Annotated in this window: 19 protein-coding genes and 1 pseudogene; 1 reads left to right on the top strand and 19 read right to left on the bottom strand. The window is 29.1% G+C overall.

Annotated elements, in window-relative coordinates; all coding sequences use genetic code 11:
* The first annotated feature begins 18 nt into the window (after nt 1-18).
* Nucleotides 19-1,065, top strand: coding sequence for a CotS family spore coat protein (locus tag Q0G30_RS04675; protein WP_294387177.1), 1,047 nt, complete (start codon nt 19-21; stop codon nt 1,063-1,065).
* A 189-nt stretch (nt 1,066-1,254) separates the two neighbouring features.
* Here the strand turns inward: Q0G30_RS04675 and ppdK are convergent, their stop codons facing one another.
* The 19 genes and pseudogenes from ppdK to Q0G30_RS04580 form a co-directional block, all read right to left on the bottom strand.
* On the bottom strand, nt 1,255-3,885 hold the full coding sequence (gene ppdK / locus Q0G30_RS04670) for a pyruvate, phosphate dikinase (RefSeq protein ID WP_294387173.1): 2,631 nt from the start codon (nt 3,883-3,885) through the stop codon (nt 1,255-1,257).
* An 83-nt stretch (nt 3,886-3,968) separates the two neighbouring features.
* Complete coding sequence (locus tag Q0G30_RS04665; RefSeq protein ID WP_294387171.1) at nt 3,969-4,607, bottom strand: helix-turn-helix transcriptional regulator; 639 nt, start codon at nt 4,605-4,607, stop codon at nt 3,969-3,971.
* A 187-nt stretch (nt 4,608-4,794) separates the two neighbouring features.
* Complete coding sequence (locus Q0G30_RS04660) at nt 4,795-5,391, bottom strand: DUF4342 domain-containing protein (protein ID WP_294387168.1); 597 nt, start codon at nt 5,389-5,391, stop codon at nt 4,795-4,797.
* 8 nt (nt 5,392-5,399) lie between these two features.
* A complete protein-coding gene (gene recO, locus Q0G30_RS04655) occupies nt 5,400-6,149 on the bottom strand; it encodes a DNA repair protein RecO (protein ID WP_294387165.1) in 750 nt (249 codons plus the stop codon).
* Nucleotides 6,150-6,156: 7 nt separating this feature from the next.
* A complete protein-coding gene (era, locus tag Q0G30_RS04650; RefSeq protein ID WP_294387162.1) occupies nt 6,157-7,047 on the bottom strand; it encodes a GTPase Era in 891 nt (296 codons plus the stop codon).
* A gap of 9 nt (nt 7,048-7,056) precedes the next feature.
* Nucleotides 7,057-7,458, bottom strand: coding sequence for a cytidine deaminase (locus tag Q0G30_RS04645; protein ID WP_294387157.1), 402 nt, complete (start codon nt 7,456-7,458; stop codon nt 7,057-7,059).
* Nucleotides 7,459-7,582: 124 nt separating this feature from the next.
* Nucleotides 7,583-8,284, bottom strand: coding sequence for a diacylglycerol kinase (locus Q0G30_RS04640; RefSeq protein ID WP_294387152.1), 702 nt, complete (start codon nt 8,282-8,284; stop codon nt 7,583-7,585).
* A 24-nt stretch (nt 8,285-8,308) separates the two neighbouring features.
* Nucleotides 8,309-8,809, bottom strand: coding sequence for an rRNA maturation RNase YbeY (gene ybeY, locus Q0G30_RS04635; protein WP_294387149.1), 501 nt, complete (start codon nt 8,807-8,809; stop codon nt 8,309-8,311).
* A gap of 122 nt (nt 8,810-8,931) precedes the next feature.
* Complete coding sequence (locus Q0G30_RS04630) at nt 8,932-10,995, bottom strand: HDIG domain-containing metalloprotein (RefSeq protein ID WP_294387148.1); 2,064 nt, start codon at nt 10,993-10,995, stop codon at nt 8,932-8,934.
* 31 nt (nt 10,996-11,026) lie between these two features.
* Nucleotides 11,027-12,166, bottom strand: a complete 1,140-nt coding sequence (gene yqfD / locus Q0G30_RS04625) for a sporulation protein YqfD (RefSeq protein ID WP_294387145.1) — start codon at nt 12,164-12,166, stop codon at nt 11,027-11,029.
* A 7-nt stretch (nt 12,167-12,173) separates the two neighbouring features.
* Nucleotides 12,174-12,452, bottom strand: a complete 279-nt coding sequence (gene yqfC, locus Q0G30_RS04620) for a sporulation protein YqfC (RefSeq protein ID WP_294387143.1) — start codon at nt 12,450-12,452, stop codon at nt 12,174-12,176.
* A gap of 105 nt (nt 12,453-12,557) precedes the next feature.
* Nucleotides 12,558-13,010, bottom strand: coding sequence for a GatB/YqeY domain-containing protein (locus tag Q0G30_RS04615; protein WP_294387140.1), 453 nt, complete (start codon nt 13,008-13,010; stop codon nt 12,558-12,560).
* A gap of 30 nt (nt 13,011-13,040) precedes the next feature.
* On the bottom strand, nt 13,041-13,217 hold the full coding sequence (gene rpsU, locus Q0G30_RS04610) for a 30S ribosomal protein S21 (protein ID WP_003441547.1): 177 nt from the start codon (nt 13,215-13,217) through the stop codon (nt 13,041-13,043).
* Between the two features lie 123 nt (nt 13,218-13,340).
* Nucleotides 13,341-13,685 (bottom strand): histidine triad nucleotide-binding protein, encoded by a 345-nt coding sequence (locus Q0G30_RS04605; RefSeq protein WP_294387138.1) that lies wholly within the window; start codon nt 13,683-13,685, stop codon nt 13,341-13,343.
* 152 nt (nt 13,686-13,837) lie between these two features.
* A complete protein-coding gene (mtaB, locus tag Q0G30_RS04600) occupies nt 13,838-15,142 on the bottom strand; it encodes a tRNA (N(6)-L-threonylcarbamoyladenosine(37)-C(2))-methylthiotransferase MtaB (protein ID WP_294387135.1) in 1,305 nt (434 codons plus the stop codon).
* Nucleotides 15,142-15,903 carry an RsmE family RNA methyltransferase gene (locus Q0G30_RS04595; RefSeq protein WP_294387133.1) on the bottom strand — a complete coding sequence of 254 codons (762 nt, stop codon included), beginning with the start codon at nt 15,901-15,903 and terminating at the stop codon, nt 15,142-15,144. The genes mtaB and Q0G30_RS04595 overlap by 1 nt, the downstream gene beginning before the upstream one ends.
* Before the next feature lie 21 nt (nt 15,904-15,924).
* Nucleotides 15,925-16,866 carry a 50S ribosomal protein L11 methyltransferase gene (gene prmA, locus Q0G30_RS04590; protein ID WP_294387131.1) on the bottom strand — a complete coding sequence of 314 codons (942 nt, stop codon included), beginning with the start codon at nt 16,864-16,866 and terminating at the stop codon, nt 15,925-15,927.
* A 135-nt stretch (nt 16,867-17,001) separates the two neighbouring features.
* On the bottom strand, nt 17,002-18,189 hold the full coding sequence (locus tag Q0G30_RS04585; protein ID WP_294387130.1) for an O-antigen ligase family protein: 1,188 nt from the start codon (nt 18,187-18,189) through the stop codon (nt 17,002-17,004).
* A 325-nt stretch (nt 18,190-18,514) separates the two neighbouring features.
* Nucleotides 18,515-18,657 (bottom strand): annotated as a pseudogene (locus Q0G30_RS04580) (tRNA (guanosine(46)-N7)-methyltransferase TrmB); the annotation flags it as partial.

Raw genomic sequence — 18,657 nt, 5'->3', positions numbered from 1 at the left:
TATACAAGGAGTTTTGCAATGAGTAACGATAATAATGTTATAGATATTGATAATATAAACAAATATATATTACCTAAATTTCTTTTACAAGATGCCACTATTACTATGGTTAAATTTAAAGATACTGATAAACAGAGAGCTGTTTTTAAAATATCTTGTAATAACAAGAATTATTGTTTAAAAAAGGTTTACTATGATGAAGAAAATTTACTTTTTGTTTACTCTGCAATGGAATGGCTCTATAGAAATAATGTAATGGTTCCTAAATTATTGCCTTCTATAGATAATAATAGATATATATACTACGAAGATATGCTATTTATTCTAACCCCATGGGTTGAAGGTGAAAAATGTAATTTTGATTCTCTTAGCGATATAAGGCTTTCAATTAAAACTTTAGCTAAATTACATAAATGTTCTAAAAACTTTTCTCCCATTCCAGGAAGTACAAATAGAGTTGGATTAGAAGACTACTATTTATCTATAAATAAACATTTTAACGATATTCTTCAAACTGCTAATTTAGCTTCAACATATAAAGACAGGTTTTCAAAACTTTATCTCAATAACTTAGATAGCAATTTATCTTTAGCAAAACTTTCACTTGAAATAGCTTCCTCAATAAATACCTCTAACTTAAATATATCTTTATGTCATGGTGACTATGTAAATAAAAATATATTAATAAATAATACAGATGTATGGATAATAGACTTTGATAAATGCAAAATCGATTATTGCGCTCATGATTTATCTTATTTTTTAAGAAGACTTTTAAAAAGGGCAACTACAAATTGGAATCCTGCTCTAACTATAGATATAATTAATACTTATTTAAAATTTAATAACTTGAGTGATTCTGATTTAAAATATATTTTATCTTATTTAGCCTTTCCCCAAAAATTTTGGAAGATATCTCGAGATTATTACAAAAACTTAAATAAATGTAATAAAAATGCCTTTATATCTTTATTTACTAAAGGACTAGATAGATCCGCTGATCAACTTGATTATATTTATAATATGATTGAAATATTCCAACAATACTATAATGTCAAATTTTAACTAAATTATGCACCATATGGAAGCGAAAAATGAAATATTTATTTTTGGGGAACTATGAAATCTTTTCCGTAAATTAATATTTCATTTTTTTCTTTCCCCATGTATATTCTTATAACTTCTCCATTTATATTAAATTTTTTAATAAAAAAGGAACGCCATTGCGTTCCTTTTTTATTATTACTTTTTATATTATCTTGGATTTTTTACTTGTGCTTGTGCAGCTGCAAGTCTTGCAACTGGTACTCTAAATGGTGAACAAGATACATAATTTAATCCAACATTATGGCAGAATTCAACTGATGATGGATCTCCACCATGTTCTCCACAAATACCTAATTTAATATTTGGTCTTGTAGCTCTACCCTTTTCTGCAGCAATTTTAACTAATTGTCCTACACCCTTTTGATCAAGTTTAGCAAATGGATCTTGTTCATATATCTTTCTTTCATAATAATCAGATAAGAATTTAGCAGCATCATCTCTTGAGAATCCAAATGTCATTTGTGTTAAGTCATTTGTTCCAAATGAGAAGAATTCAGCTTCTTTTGCTATCTCATCAGCTGTAATAGCTGCTCTAGGAATTTCAATCATTGTACCAACATGGTAATCTAACTTAACTCCCTTTTCCTTCATAACTTCTTCTGCTGTCTTAACAACTATATCTTTAACAAACTTTAATTCTTTAACTTCACCAACTAATGGAATCATAATTTCAGGTACTATATCATATCCCTTAGTAGTTTTTACTTCTATAGCAGCTTCTATTACTGCTCTAGTTTGCATCTCTGCAATTTCTGGATAAGAAACTGCTAATCTACATCCCCTATGACCCATCATTGGATTGAATTCATGTAAACTTTCAACTGTAGATTTTAGTTCTTGGAAAGTTAATCCCATAGTATTTGCAAGTTCTGATATTTCATCATCTGTATGAGGTAAGAACTCATGTAATGGTGGATCTAAGAATCTTATTGTAGCTGGCATTCCTTGAAGTGCTTCATATATTCCAATAAAATCTTTCTTTTGCATTGGAAGTAATTTTTCAAGAGCTGCTCTTCTTTCTTCTTCATTCTTAGCTACAATCATTTCTCTCATAGCCATAATTCTATCTTCTTCAAAGAACATATGCTCAGTTCTGCAAAGACCTATACCTTCTGCTCCAAATTCAACAGCTTGCTTAGTATCTCTTGGATTATCAGCATTAGTTCTAACATTAAGTTTTCTTATTTCATCTGCCCATCCCATGAATGTTGCAAAATGACCAGAAATTTCAGGAGTAACAGTCTTAATAGCTTCTCCGTATACACTTCCTGTAGAACCATCTATTGAAATATAATCATTAGCTGTATAGACTTTACCATTTGCTTCTAGTGTTTTCTTTTCTTCATTAACCTTTAAATCTCCACATCCAGCTACACAACAAGTACCCATACCTCTTGCAACAACTGCAGCATGAGAAGTCATTCCTCCTCTAACTGTTAAAATACCTTCAGCTGCTATCATACCTTCAATATCTTCTGGAGAAGTTTCAAGTCTTACTAAAACAACCTTTTCTCCTTTTTCTGCTCTTTCCTTAGCTTCTTCTGCAGTAAATGCAACCTTACCACAAGCAGCTCCTGGAGATGCTGGAAGTCCTTTTGCTATTACAGTAGCCTTTTTTATTTCAGTTGCATCAAATGTTGGATGTAATAAAGAATCTAATTGTTTAGGCTCAACTTTAAGAATAGCTTCTTCCTTTGTTAACATTCCTTCTTTAACTAAATCAACTGCAATCTTTAAAGCAGCTTGAGCTGTTCTCTTTCCATTTCTTGTTTGTAAGAAATATAGTTTACCTTCTTCAATAGTAAACTCCATATCTTGCATATCTCTATAATGATTTTCAAGTGTATTAACTATATCTATAAATTGTTTATAGATTGCTGGATTTTGTTCTTCTAATTTAGCTATTGGAAGTGGTGTTCTAATACCAGCAACAACGTCTTCACCTTGTGCATTCATTAAGTACTCACCATATATTTCTTTTTCTCCTGTTGCGGCATTCCTTGAGAATGCAACACCTGTTCCAGAAGTATTTCCTTTATTACCAAATACCATTTGTTGAACATTGACAGCAGTTCCCCATTCACCTGGAATATCATTTAATCTTCTATAAACAATAGCTCTTGGATTATCCCATGATCTAAATACAGCTGTAATAGCTTCAGTTAATTGTACTGTTGGATCTTGAGGGAATTCTTCACCTTTTTCCTTCTTGTATAATTCTTTATACTTTACAACTAATTCTTTTAAATCATTTTCATCTAACTCAGTATCATATTTAACACCTTTTGCTTCTTTTGCTTCATCTATTAAATTTTCAAATAATCTCTTTTCTATTCCCATAACAACATCTGAGAACATTTGAATAAACCTTCTATAAGAATCATAAGCAAACCTTGGATTTCCTGTTGCTGCTGCCACAGCTTCTACTGCAACATCATTTAGCCCAAGATTTAATATTGTATCCATCATACCTGGCATTGAAACTCTTGCTCCTGATCTTACAGAAACTAATAATGGATTTGTGTTACTTCCAAATTCTTTTCCTGTTATTCTTTCTAATTCTTTGATATTTGCATGGATTTCTTCTACAACTGAATTTGTAATTTGTTTTCCATCCTCGTAATACTTGTTACAAGCTTCAGTTGTAACTATAAATCCTTGAGGAACAGGAATCCCTATTCTAGTCATTTCTGCTAAATTTGCCCCTTTACCTCCAAGAAGGTTTCTCATTGAACCATCACCTTCACTAAAAAGGTAAACATACTTTTTATTCTCCATCTCAATACTCCTCCGTTCATACAATAAATATATACTAACAAGACTTAGTCTCGTAGTTACCATAGTTACTCTTTAAATTACCCTTAATTTGCTTCTCCAAGATTAACAAATAGTTTTGTTATGTTAGTCTTAGAAATTTTACCAATTATCTTTAAATTAACTTTACCATTGTCTGATTCGCAGGACTTTTCTACTATTGGTATACTATCAATTTCATGTTCTATTATTTTTTTAGCTAGTGAATAAGCACTATCCTCTGGATATCCATAAATTATATTAGGCATTCTTGTCATAATAACACCTACGGGAACTTTATGTATATCAGTTCCTCCAATTGCTATTTTCAGGAAATCCTTTCTTGAGGCTGCTCCAACAAGATTACCATTGTTTTCAATAAATAATGTTCCTACATCATGTAAAAATAAATGAACAATTGCATCATATACTGTAGTAGCATCGTTAACGGTTACAGGCTTTGACATGATGTCTCCAACCTTTATTTTGGATAAGTTTTCCAATATCTCCCCGTCAATCTTTTTCCCTAAATACACATAACCTACTTTAGGTCTAGCATCTAAAGTACCAGTCATTGTAAGTATTGCTAGGTCTGCTCTTAAAGCAGCTCTTGTAACTCCTAGCTTCTCAGCTATTGATTCGCTTGTAATTGGCTGCCCATCTTTAACTATCTTAATTATTGCCTCTTGTCTTTTTGTAAACTTCAATGCTATCCCTCTTTTCGACTATTTAAGGAATATTCAGACAATTAAGAATGTTTTTTATTTACAGTATAATTATAACATTTTCTCACCTTTTGACTATGCTTAATTTTCTGAAAAATCATTCATTTTAGCTGAATATTCCTATTCTCCCTAATTATTCTAGACTATATCATTGTTTTTCTTTGATTTTCTATTTTTTACCATCTTCATCATCGAAATTTACAGTATAAGTAAAAGTAGTATTTGTATCATTTTCTTTTTCTTTAAATTTATTTGGCATCTTTATACCATCTAAATTTACATCTTGAACTTTTTCTTTAACCTTATCTGCAAAATCATTTGCTTTATCTTTCGCTTCATTAACAGCTGCTGATATATACTTATTAACGACTTCTACTGTACCATCAGCTTTTGTTATTTCAATTGTAACTTGAGTTACTACTGCTGCCACTACAACAAATGCTAATATAGGAGGAATTATTACTGCTATAACACCTGCAGCTATCCCTGCATTCACTGGGACATCAATTAACTTTTTACCATCTTTAGTTATTTTAATTCTAGTTACATTTCCTTTATTTATTAAATCCTTTAACCAATCCTTAAACTCATCAATAGTTTCAGATTGCTTAGTTTCATTTACATTATTATATTTTAACTTTTCTTCTAGTAATATAATCGCATTTAAAACATCTCCATTAGATATTTCTAATGCATTCTTTGCTTCTGCATAACTTACTCCAGTTCTTTCTCTTACTTGATCAACCTTTTCCAATGTAATATCCATATTTCTCTCTACTCCTTTATATAATTTAACATTTCTAAACTTTTAGGTTTTCTTGAATAATTTGAATTTATTATGAATGTTGTCACCTTTTCTATCTGCTTTTTTACATCTTTATTTATATTCAATCTGTAAATTTTATCCATGGGTGTATTGCTTAAAAATCTTAAAGCGTTATATCCTGCTCTTGAAATATAAATTCCATGTTCTTTATTACATTCCATACATACTCCTCCAAAATGAGATAATGAAATATAATCACTAGTTCCTATTGATTTTTTACAAATACTACACTTATCGAACTGTAATCCATATCCTGTTGCATTTAATAATCTTAATTCAAAAGCTCTTATCAACAACTCATAATCCATTGCATCAGTATTTAATAAATATAAACAAGTAATAAACTCTCTAAATAATGTTTTATTTACTTCTCCTTCCTGTACACATATATCTATTAATTCACAAATATATGAGGAATACGTAAGTTTATCTAAATTATTTAGTAATCCTTGAAATGAATTTATAATTCTTCCTTCTTGGAGATTATATAAATTTCTTCCTTTAAAAAATATATAATCCCCAAAGCATAAGGGTAAAGTTAAGCTTAAATTTTTGCTTTTGCTTTTCTTCGCCCCTCTAGCTATAAATGTTATTTTACCTATTTCTTCACAATATGCCCATATAAGCTTATCATTTTCTTTATAATCTATAGCTTTAATTATTATAGCTTTGGTCTTTTCAATAGACAGAATTCTCAACTCCTATCTACTTTGTCTTTTTATATCCTAATTCCTTAAGTAAAAGTCCGTTATCTCTCCACTCTTTTCTAACTTTTACCCAGATCTTTAAATTAACTTTAGCTTTTAAAAATCTTTCTATTTCATATCTTGCAGTTTCTCCAATTTTCTTTAAAGATGCTCCATTTTTTCCAATTATTATACCCTTATGAGAATCCTTTTCACATATTAAGTCTACTTCTATATGATATGTTCCATTCTCTTTTTGTTTCATTTGTATAATATCAACAGCTATTCCATGAGGAATTTCATCTCTTAAATTTTTTAATGTTTTTTCTCTTACTATTTCTGCAACAATAAATCTTTCATTAACATCTGTAATCATATCCTCTGGATAGTATTGAGGACCTTCTGGCATTTTTTCTACCATTAATTTCACAAGTGTATCTACATTTTTTCCTTTTAATGCAGATATTGGTACTATCTCTGCAAAATCATACTCTTTTGAATACATATCAAGTGTTTTAGCAACCTTTTCATGGCTATTTTCATCAACCTTATTAACAACTAAAAACACAGGGGCCTTTTGTTGCTTTAATGCTTCTAGTATAAATTTATCTCCTCTTCCTATTTCATCGCAAGGATTAATAATAAATACAACTAAATCAACTTCCTTTATGGAACTAGTTGCTGCATTAACCATATAGTCTCCTAACTTATTCTTTGGTTTATGTATTCCTGGAGTATCAACAAACACTAATTGATAATCATCTCCAGTTAATATTGTTTGTATGTTATTTCTTGTAGTTTGAGGTTTATTTGAAACTATTGATAATTTTTCCCCCATTATTTGATTAGTTAATGTTGATTTCCCTACATTTGGTCTTCCTACTATTGTTACAAATCCTGATTTATACATATTAGCCTCCTAGCCTTTTAAGTCTTTTTTTGAAAAAACACCTGGTAATATTTCTTCAAAATCCTTTATTATATAGTCATTTTCATTTTTTATTATTATTACTGGAATTTTTTCATCCACTACAAATTCTGCTATCACCTGTCTACATATCCCACATGGATAAGTATATGCATTAGTATCTCCAACTACAGCTACAGCTTTTATCTCTCTATTTCCTTCATGTACGCCTTTAAAAATAGCAGTTCTCTCTGCACAATTAGTTGCTCCAAAAGACGCATTTTCTATATTAGATCCTGTATATATTTTTCCATCCTCAAATAATATAGCTGCTCCAACCTTAAAATTAGAATATGGACAATACGCTTTTTCTCTAGCTTCTAAAGCACTGTGTATTAATTCTTTATATTCCATTCTTAATTCCTCCATTTAAATAGTATATCACATATAATAAAAATTCCAATTGCTGATTTAATCTAGATTATAAATTTCTATTTAATTAAATTGCATAAATAAATATTTAAATTATAAGTTTAACTTATAATTTAAATATAGTGAATATTAATAATGTTAATAGTATTCCTAATACTCCCCCCACTATAACCTCAAATACAGTATGAACCTCTGAGTCAACTCTACTTTGAGCTGTAATAAAAGCCATTAAATAAGCTAAAATTATACAAATAGGTTTCTCTGTTATTAATGCTATTGCGGTAGAAATAGAGAAGGCTAACGCACTATGTCCACTAGGCATTCCACCCTTTAAGGGTGTTCCTTCACCAAAAATAGCTTTTATTATAACAACAGCTAAAATAACTATAACTAATGCTATAAATATCATATATGGCTCTGAGTGTTTAATCTTGTAAACTACTTCAAAGGAAAAATTAGAAAGTTTATCCCAAAACACAATATACCCTACTAATAATGCATTTATTGCTGTTACAAGTACAGCTCCTGCTGCTGTGTTTTTTGCAACCTTCGCTAACGGATGATAATAATTTGTATTTAAATCTACCGCTGCTTCCACAGCTGTATTAACCAATTCTGCACTAATGACCATTGTAATTGTTATTGCTATTGCTAAAAACTCTGCCTTTGATATATTAAAGAAAAAGCAAGCAAGCAAAACGGCAATTGATGCTATTATATGAATCTTCATATTTCTTTGAGTTCTTACAGCATCAACTATACCATTAATTGCATGATTAAAACTCTCTAATAATTTTCTCATCTCCATAAATTTACTCTCCTTACCCCACATTTACCTAGTTATATTTAGGCTTTCTAAAATTTCTTCCTCTCTTTTTCTCATTCTTTTCTTTTCTTCATCTTCCATATGATCATATCCTAATAAGTGAAGAATTGAATGTACTACCAAATAACATACTTCTCTATTAAATGAATGATTATACTCTATACTCTGTTCTTTTGCTCTTTCTAAAGATAAAACCATATCACCTAATACTAACTCATCTCCATCTAAATATATTTCGTTAAATTTAGTATTCTTATAAACCTCTTTAAAAACTTTATCTTTTGGATACTCTAACATTGGAAATGATAAAACATCAGTAGCCTTGTCTATTCCTCTTGTTCCTCTATTTATTTCTCTTATTTCTTCATTATCTACAAACAAAAGTGATATTTGATAGGGAAAATTCATCTCTTCAGCCTTTAAAGACTGCTCACAAACTTCATTTATGATATTAACAAGTTCATCATTTACTTCTATTTTATTCTGTCTATTATCTGTATATAACATAACTTCTCCTTTCTTTTTCATAATTTAAATTACGTATATTTTAAAGTAGCGTTTCTTATTATAATGCTTTTTTGTAAACTTCGCAATTTATATAAAAAAGGAGGTAAACCCCCTCCCTTTTTCTATTTTTCACCATTTTCTTTTGGATACTCTATTCTATGATGATAGATTCCCTTTAAAACTTTTAAGAAGCAAGTTTTTATAATCTCTAAATCTTTGAATGTTAAATCACACTCTGTTAATTGATCTGAGTTTAGTTTATCCTTAACTATATTATTTACCATATTTTCAATCTTATCAAAAGTAGGCTCTTGAATAGATCTTACAGCAGCTTCAACACTATCAGCCATCATAATTATTGCAGCTTCCTTACTTTGAGGCTTAGGACCTGAATATCTAAAGTCATCCTCTTTTATACTATCCGGATTATCACTATTATTTTTTAATGTATAATAGAAATATTTAACTAATGTTGTTCCATGATGTTGTATCATCATATCACTTACTACACTAGGAATATCATATTCTTTTGCTAACTCTAATCCATCTTTAACATGAGATATAATTATGGAAGCACTTAAACTTGGTGAAATCTTATCATGAGGATTTACTCCACCTATTTGATTTTCTCCAAAGAAAAGCGGCCTTTTTATTTTGCCTACATCATGATAATAAGCTCCAACCCTAACTAACATTGGATTAGCCCCTACTTCTTCTGCTGCAACCTCTGCTAAGTTTGCAACCATAATACTATGATGATATGTTCCTGGTGCCTCCATTAGTAATCTTTTTAACAATGGACTATTTGGATTAGAAAGTTCTAATAGCTTCATATTTGTAACTAAACTAAAGCTTGATTCTAAAAATGGTAATAAACCTATAGCCAATATTCCTGAAATAAAAGCTCCTAATGCAGCTAATACCATATCAAATAATATCTTCTTTATATTATTTGATAAAAGTATTCCACTTGATAAAACAACAACTGAAACACAAATTGCAACATAAATAGTTGAATATAATATATCATTTCGTTGGCTAACTTTCTTTAATGAAGTTGATGCTACAATAGTGCCTACAATTCCAACTAAAATAATTTGAGGATCAAAACCTGATATAACTGCAATAAGCATCAAATTTAAAGAATTTATTATAACTGAAACCTTATAATCTAAAAATACAGTAATAAGTATTGGTGAACATGTTATTGGAATTAAAAACAAAGATACAAATGCAAATATTCTAGTACTTACTAATGATAATAAATTTAATAATAATATTAAAGATACAAGCTTAGTATTATAAAGGACTTCGGGCCTTTCCTTTTTTAAATACATATACTGTAAAACAAATACAAATAACACATAAAACACTATTATTATATAAGTATATATATAATCCTTACTTACACCTTCTCCTACTAAGCCTAACTCTGTAAGTATAGTTATTTGCCTTTGTGTAATTGGCTCTCCTTCTTTGACTATAGTTTGATTTTTCTTTATCATAACCTTTGAAACGCTTTTTAAGGCTTCTTTAACAGCTTCATCTGTCTTTGTTTGGTCAAAAAAGTAATTAGGGTGTACTTGACTATCACATATTTCCTTTAAAATATCTTCAAGATTAGTATCTAAGTTCTGACTTTCTAAATAATCCTCAATAGTTGATTTTGCTTCATCTATTTCATCATTATTCCCTTCTTCTATTTGATTTTCATAAGCCCTATCAATAGCTGCTAAAGCTATCCACTGTAACTCTGTATCCTTATCAACCGTTAAATCTAATAATATTTTATATTGATTATCCGAAAGCTTAAATGCCTCTATCTTTTTTAATTCATTAATTTTATCTTTTTCTTCTATTTCACTACTTTTCAAATTTATTAGCTTATCGAAAAAAGTCTTTATATTTTGGCTTGCTTCAATTTTTACTTCGCTTTTAAGAGTAAATTTCTTCTCTACCTTTGCTGTTACCTCTTGTTCTTTTGCATTAGTAGCCTCTTCATCAATAATATCCCTAGGTGCTTTTATATCAACACTAGCTATATCACCTTCAATAAAATTATATCTCTTAGGAGTTACAACTGTCATAATTATGAAATAAACTAAAATTGCTGTAACAGTAAATAAAAATATTCTTTTCCATTTATCCTTATGTATATTTTTACCTACACTTTTTTTATCTTTCATTTTGTTCACCTTCTCATCTTACCCTAATTGTCTAATAACTTACTGTATCCTCACTTACTATGTTTTGCTCCACAACAAATACAACTTTCACCAATAAATTTTCATCATCTTTCATTTCCTTATCTACTAATTTATCTACTATCTTCGCATCTCTGCTTAATTCATTTAATAAAGATTTTTCTAGATTATTTACTGCATTTTCTATAGCATCATCTTCTGATAAATTTATATCTTTTTCTATTCTTTCATAATATAACACCTTATTAAATATTTTACCACTCACTTCTATTTTATCATAATGTTCAAAGTCTTTTATAGCCTTTTTTAGATAAATTTTTTTACCAAAAATACTTATAAATATATCGCTGTCCTTTTCTCCACTTCTTTCAAGTTGAGTTCCATTAACCTTTACATTCATAGATTTCTCATAGAATGTATTTGCTATAACTATTCCTCTTGGAGGTAAAATATATTCTCCCCCCTCATTTCCATCTATACCTTCTATGACAACATCTCCAGCCTTAACTAACTGTCCACTTTTAACTTTTGCTCTACCAGCAAAAGTATAAACTCTCTTTATTTCACCTTCCATGGTAGCAACCAAATTTCCATATTCATAGCTTTGCTCTTGTGGTGGATTTATCTTCTCTTCAACTACTACCTTTAAAGTAGACCCTTCAATTCTAGCTCTTAGCCATAATATTTCAGAGCTCATATTTTCTAATTTCTTTTCTACTTCTTTTACATCAATAGAACTTTTTGCAATTCCCGGTTTTATACCTATACTATTCAACTGTTTTCTCACTTCAAATGGAGGTATATTTTGTTGAACATCTACTTCTACGGCCCATATGTAAGTAGATAAATAATATATAATGCATAAAAACATAACCCCACCAATGACTAATGATAGCTTCTTTTTTATATTACCTAAAAAAAATACAAATCCTTCACTTTTTATAATATTTATTCTGCCACCTAAACTTTCTACACACTCCTTTACTTCTAAATAACTTAAATAATCAATCTCTAATATTAATGTTGCAAAATCCTTTTTCTTAACTTTATAAACTCTTATGTTCTTTTTCCAAAATAAATTTAATATTCTTTCAGTATTTAACACCTTAATCTCAACTAATATTTTTCCCTTTTTCATCTTATCAAAAGCCATTTTCTATTCACCCCACATATTCAATTGAATCAAAATAACCTTTAATAGTTATAGTTGATGCAGCTATATATAATATTTCAAACTCACGTCCCTTTATTTCTATTGGTGACATATTTGTATTTATTTTTATTTTTTCTCTTTCAAATAGCATTATCCCTTTATGGTTTTCTATGGTAACTTCATTTCTTCCTATAACAATAATCTTAGGTACATCTAATAATACATCTTTAGGGAGATCAAGCTTTTCAATTAAAACTTCTTTACCTCTATTAATTTTATTTTCCATAGTTTCTCTCCTTTAAATAATACTCTCTCAATGTACTTTATGATTTTATCTTAAAGAAAATCACAAAAATAAAAAAAGAACTCAATTTACATTGAGTTCTTTTAATTATTTACTATTTAAATACTCTTTAACAATCTGACTAACAAGTTTTCCATCTGCTTTACCTACAACCTTTGGTCTAACTGCTGACATAAGCTTACCCATGTCTTTCATGTTATTAGCACCCACTTCTGTAGCTGTTTCTTTTACAATTTGTAAAATTTCTTTTTCACTTAATTGCTGAGGAAGGTAACCTAGCAAGATTTCAATTTCAGATTTATTCTGATCAACCAAATCCTGTCTATTTCCCTTTTCAAATTCAAGCATCGCTTCTTTACGTTGCTTGACTTCTTTTGCTAATATTTCTATAACCTTATCGTCCTCAAGCGTAACACCATCGGTTTTTTCTACTAGCAATATAGCAGATTTAGCACTGCTTAATACATTAGCTCTAAATTTATCTTTAGACTTTAATGCCTCTTTCCAGTCTTCTTGCAGTCTTTCTTTTATTGTTGGCATACTTAAATACCTTCTTTCAAAAATTAAAAACTACTTGAATTTTCTCTTTCTTGCAGCTTCTGATTTTTTCTTTCTCTTTACGCTTGGCTTTTCGTAATGTTCTCTCTTTCTAACTTCTGAAAGAACCCCAGCTCTTGCGCATTTTCTTTTAAATCTTCTTAATGCACTTTCTAGTGTTTCGTTTTCTCCAACTTTGATTTCTGACATCTATTATCCCTCCCTCCGCTAGCTCAAATTAGTATCTTTAACTCAGCTACGGGCTTAATAACACATATTGTATTATACAATAATGGTCACAAAAATGTCAATATTATTTATACTATTTTTCTATTAACCTGGTGGCCATTTTAATTCTCTTGCGCCTAATATATGAAAATGTATGTGATTTACTGTTTGCCCACCATCAGCTCCGCAGTTATTCACAATTCTGTACCCTGAATCTGCAATACCTAGTTCCCTTACTATTTTATTTATTACCATGAAGATATGTGAAATTATTTCACAATTTTCTTCATTTAACTCATTAGCACTGCTAATATGATCTTTTGGTATTACTAAAAAATGAACTGGCGCCTCTGGGCTTATATCGTAAAATGCAAGAACTTTATCATCTTCATATATCTTCTTAGACGGAATTTCTCCAGCTATTATTTTACAAAAAATACAATCTCCCACAAACTTCACCTCCTTTATCTAGTGACAAGTGGCAAGTTTTCAGTGACCAATTAAGGTTGAAACTCTAATGAGTTTCTTTAAAATATTTCTTTAATTCAGTTTGCTGAATTTACCACTTAACTTGCCACTTGTCACTTATCACTTGTCACTCTCTAAACCATGCTAGCTACTGCATAATCTTCTATTGCTTCTTCAATCTTTACATCTACTATTTTACCAGTAATATCAGCTGACATGCAATGTACTATTACTTTTATATAGTTTCTTGTGTAGCCTTCATAAAAATCTGGCTTATCTTTAATTTCTTTTTCTATTAAAACATCCATTACTCTTCCAATAAACTTTTGAGTAAATGCATGCTCATTTTTATCATTTAACTCTATTAAAGCCTTACTTCTTATATCTTTTATATTTCCATCTAATTGATTTGGCATATCTGCTGCCTTAGTTCCCTTTCTTGGGCTATATTTAAATACATGAGTTTTAGTTAAATGAATTCTCTTTAAATATTCATAAGTTTCATTAAACTCTTCGTCTGTTTCTCCTGGGAACCCAACAATTACATCTGTAGAAATTGATACATCAGGTAATGTTTCTCTTAACATATTAACAGATGCCTCATATTCTTCAGCTGTATATCTTCTATTCATTCTCTTTAATGTTGCATCACATCCACTTTGAAGTGATAAATGGAAATGTGGGCATAATTTTTTAAAGCCTTTAATTTTTTCAACAACCTCTTCTGTGAAGAATGCTGGTTCAATAGAACCTATTCTAATTCTCTCTATTCCGTCTATCTTTTCTATTTCTTCTATTATATCTATTAAATTTATATTACCTTCTAAATCTAATCCATATGAAGCTGTATGTATTCCTGAAAGTATGACTTCCTTAAATCCATGAGCAGCTAATTCTTTAACTTCTTCTAAGACCTTATTTGGATCCTTTGAACAAACTGATCCTCTAGCATAAGGTATAGTGCAATATGTACAAAATCTATTACATCCATCTTGAATCTTTAAAAATGCTCTAGTCTTATCTTGATAATCTTCTATTTTTAAATCTTCAAATTTCTTATTTTGCAGTACTGGTTGAACATGTACCTGTGGCTGACCTTCATCTTTAGCCTTATTAACATAATAAACTACATCACCCTTGTTTCTTGTACCTAGAACTACATCTACTCCTGGTATTTCTGCAACCTCTTTAGGTGCCATTTGAGAGTAACATCCTACAGCTGCAATTATTGCATCTGGATTAGTTCTTCTTGCCCTACTTATTATTTGTCTTGATTTTTTATCTCCCATATTAGTAACTGTACAAGTATTTATTACATATACATCAGAAAACTCATTAAAATCCACTACTTCATATCCTTCTCTAATGAATTTTTCCGCCATGGCTTCTGATTCATATACATTAACTCTACACCCTAACGTAGCAAATGCAACTTTCATTAATCATTTCCTCCTAAATCACTTAGCTCATATTGTATTAAAGATGTTGCAACAAACCCAGCTGTTTCAGTCCTTAATATTCTTTTTCCAAGAGTAACTATATGAGCCCCTTTATCTTTAAGTCTTTCAATTTCATATTCTTCAATTCCACCTTCAGGCCCTACAAATATTCCAACACTTTTAACATTATCAATAATATTTTCTTTTCTTAATTTATTAATCAATGTTTTTATACCAAAATTATTTGCATTTTCATACGGAACTATTAATAAATCTAAAGAATTTATTCTTTCTAAAACTTCCTCAAATTCAATAGGCTCTGAAACCTTTGGAATTATGCTTCTCTTACTTTGTTTTGCAGCTTCTAAGGCTATTCTATTTAATCTATCTAATTTTTTAAATTCGCCTTTTAATTTTACATCTACTCTATGAGTTATTATTGGAATAAATTCAGTAATTCCAAGCTCTGTTCCTTTTTGAACTATTAAATCCATCTTTTGAGATTTTGGTAGTCCTTGAAATAAGTATATCTTAATATCACTCTCATTATTCAATTCCAATTTTTCTAATATTTCTATTAAAACTTCCTGTTTAGAAACAGATGTAACCTTTCCTAAATATTCAATACCTTCACAATTGTTTAATGTTACCTTTTCACCCTCAGAAATTCTAAGAACCTTATATATATGTTTAACATCATCACCAATTATCTTAGCTACATCTCCATTAATTAATTCTTTTGGAGTAAAAAACTTATGCATTACTTCATTCTCTCCTAAAAATTATTTTAGTTTTGCAACTATACAGTTCCATTCACCATCTCTATTTTTTTCTACAACCTCAAATCCTGTAGCTTCAAGCTTTTCACAAATCATATCAACTCTATCATGAATTATTCCTGATGTTATGAAAACTCCACCATCTTTTAAAACTCTTTTTACATCATCTGTTAATATACAAATTATCTCTGCTAGTATATTTGCAACAACTATATCAGCTTTTCCATCAATAACTTCTACAAGATTTCCATGAAGTATTTCAATATTATTTAAATTATTATAGCCAACATTTTCGATTGAAGATTCAACGGCAACTGGATCTAAGTCTACTCCGACAGCTAACTTTGCTCCAAGCTTTGCTGCAGCTATAGCTAATATACCTGATCCACACCCAACATCAAATACTGTGCTTTCTTCTTTAACATATCTTTCTAAAGCTTGAATACACATTCTTGTAGTTTCGTGTGTTCCTGTTCCAAATGCCATACCTGGATCTAAATCTACAACTAATTCTCCATCCTTAGCTTCATACTCTTCCCATATTGGTTTTACAACAATTTTCTCACCAACTTTTGATGGTTTATAGTATTGTTTCCATGTATTAGCCCAATCTTCTTCATGCATTTTTTCATGTTCAACTTTAGCTTCTCCTAAATCAATACCCATTTCCTTTAATTCTGTCAATCTTTCGTTAACATACTCTAATACATCTTCAATATTATCTTCTTCTGCAAAATACGCTTTTACAACTGCAACTTTGCCCTTATGCTCTAAAACATTTATATCTGCAAAATCCCATGTTAATGGTCCTTGTTCTCTTCCTAAGATATCCTCTGGATCCTCTATTGCTACACCTTTACAATCTAAGCTATAAAAAATTCCTGATATTGGCTCTAATGCCTCACTTTTAGTTATTACTCTAACTTCTATCCATGTTCCATCCATTACTGAATCATCCTTTCACTTCTTTTCTCTTTGACTAATACTATATTTTACACGTATGTTTACATAAAGTCTAGAATAATTTATATACAAAAGGATAACTATATTTTTATATATAGTTATCCCCAAATAGCCAATTTAAATTGCTATATCTTTATTATCATTTTCTTTTTTCTTTCCTTTAGTAAATCTGGCTTTTCTAATCATTTTATCATTAGCCATATTATATGTAATTGTTCCTATAAAAACAAATATTATACCCAACTGTGGAGCATACAAAGTGCAATCTACTATTCCTTGAACAATTATCATTGCATTTATAGCTGCAATTAAAGGTAACATTTTATTATGCTTCTTATATAATTTTATCATATCTTTATATAAATTGAATTTGATATATAAATATATTGTAAGTCCTACAATACCTAAAGTTACTAAAAAAGTTAACCATAAATTATGAGGGTGTATTAAAAAAGTAATTATTTGATTATGTAAATTGGGTTCATCACTATAAACAAAATTTGATCCATGTTGCATCATCCCTAGCATTCCCCACCCAGTAATAGGCTTTTTAAATACCATATTTATAGCTCCAATCCATATACGATATCTTGAATTAAAAGATGTTACTAATTCACCAATAGGTGTTGTATTAGCAACTTTATTTTGAATTATAAAAAATAAAATAGAGCTTATTCCTACGGTAATAGAAATTGCTATTAACCCTCTTATATCCTTTTTTTCTTTTAATATATAATATATAAATATTGATACTACTAAGGCAATAAATGCCCCTGTTGATTCAGTCAATAACAAAGCTACAATTACCAACAAAATTGAAACATTATAAATTATATAGTCTTTTTTACCTTTATCTATACATTTTAAATAAAAAATCATCAATATTATGTTACCGAACCAAGCTCCTGCCATATTAGGATTTCCAAAAAAACTAAAAACTCTATGTTGAGGCATTCCTATTAAGATAAATATTATCTTTTCTATCACCCCTCCAATTGCTGCAATCACACTTAAATACACTATATACTTAATAACTATATTTATTCTACTTATCTTAACAAAATAATTTTGAGAAAATACATTCAGGGCAAAATATAAAAACAATATAAAAGAGGATAATAAAGATAACAAATCCTTATTTAGAATACTACTAAATACAGAGTATGCAAACAATAAAAATAAACCTATATTCCAGTAATTCTTCTCTATTTTTAATTTTTTTCTAAATAATAAGTTCACTGCATATACAGCTGGAATTACAGCTGTAAAAGGTGAAAAAACAATCATAATAATAAAATATATCATAATTTACCACCAATATTTTTTATTTACACCCCTTGGTGTAACTGCCTTAGTATACACACAATAAAAACTTTATTCAAAAAACATTAACTATCTTTTTATTAAATTTAGCACAAATATTTTAATATATACTTAGTATCTCCAATATTTTTTTTTATTTATCTAATAAAAGGACGTTTACATATATATATATACTAATAATACTTCTATAAATTATATATATTTCTAACTTTTCTTTTTGTTTGATATTCTTTTAAGTTTTTTTGTATTTATAGGCATTTTTATCAATACATATATAAAAAGATTGCAATATGCAATCTTTTTATACCTAATTATATATAGCAATTAAAAATTTAGTTTTTATTCCTTGAGCTGTAAACATTTCTTCATGCTCAGTTGTAACATTTCCCTCAAATCCGCTATTATGTAAATCATATGTAATATACTTAATTTCTAAGTTACTTTCCTTAA

It is taken from the genome of uncultured Clostridium sp. (genome assembly GCF_934754925.1).
In the GTDB taxonomy this organism is placed as follows: Bacteria; Bacillota; Clostridia; order Clostridiales; family Clostridiaceae; genus Clostridium.
This window is presented reverse-complemented; position numbering and strand designations above follow the sequence as displayed.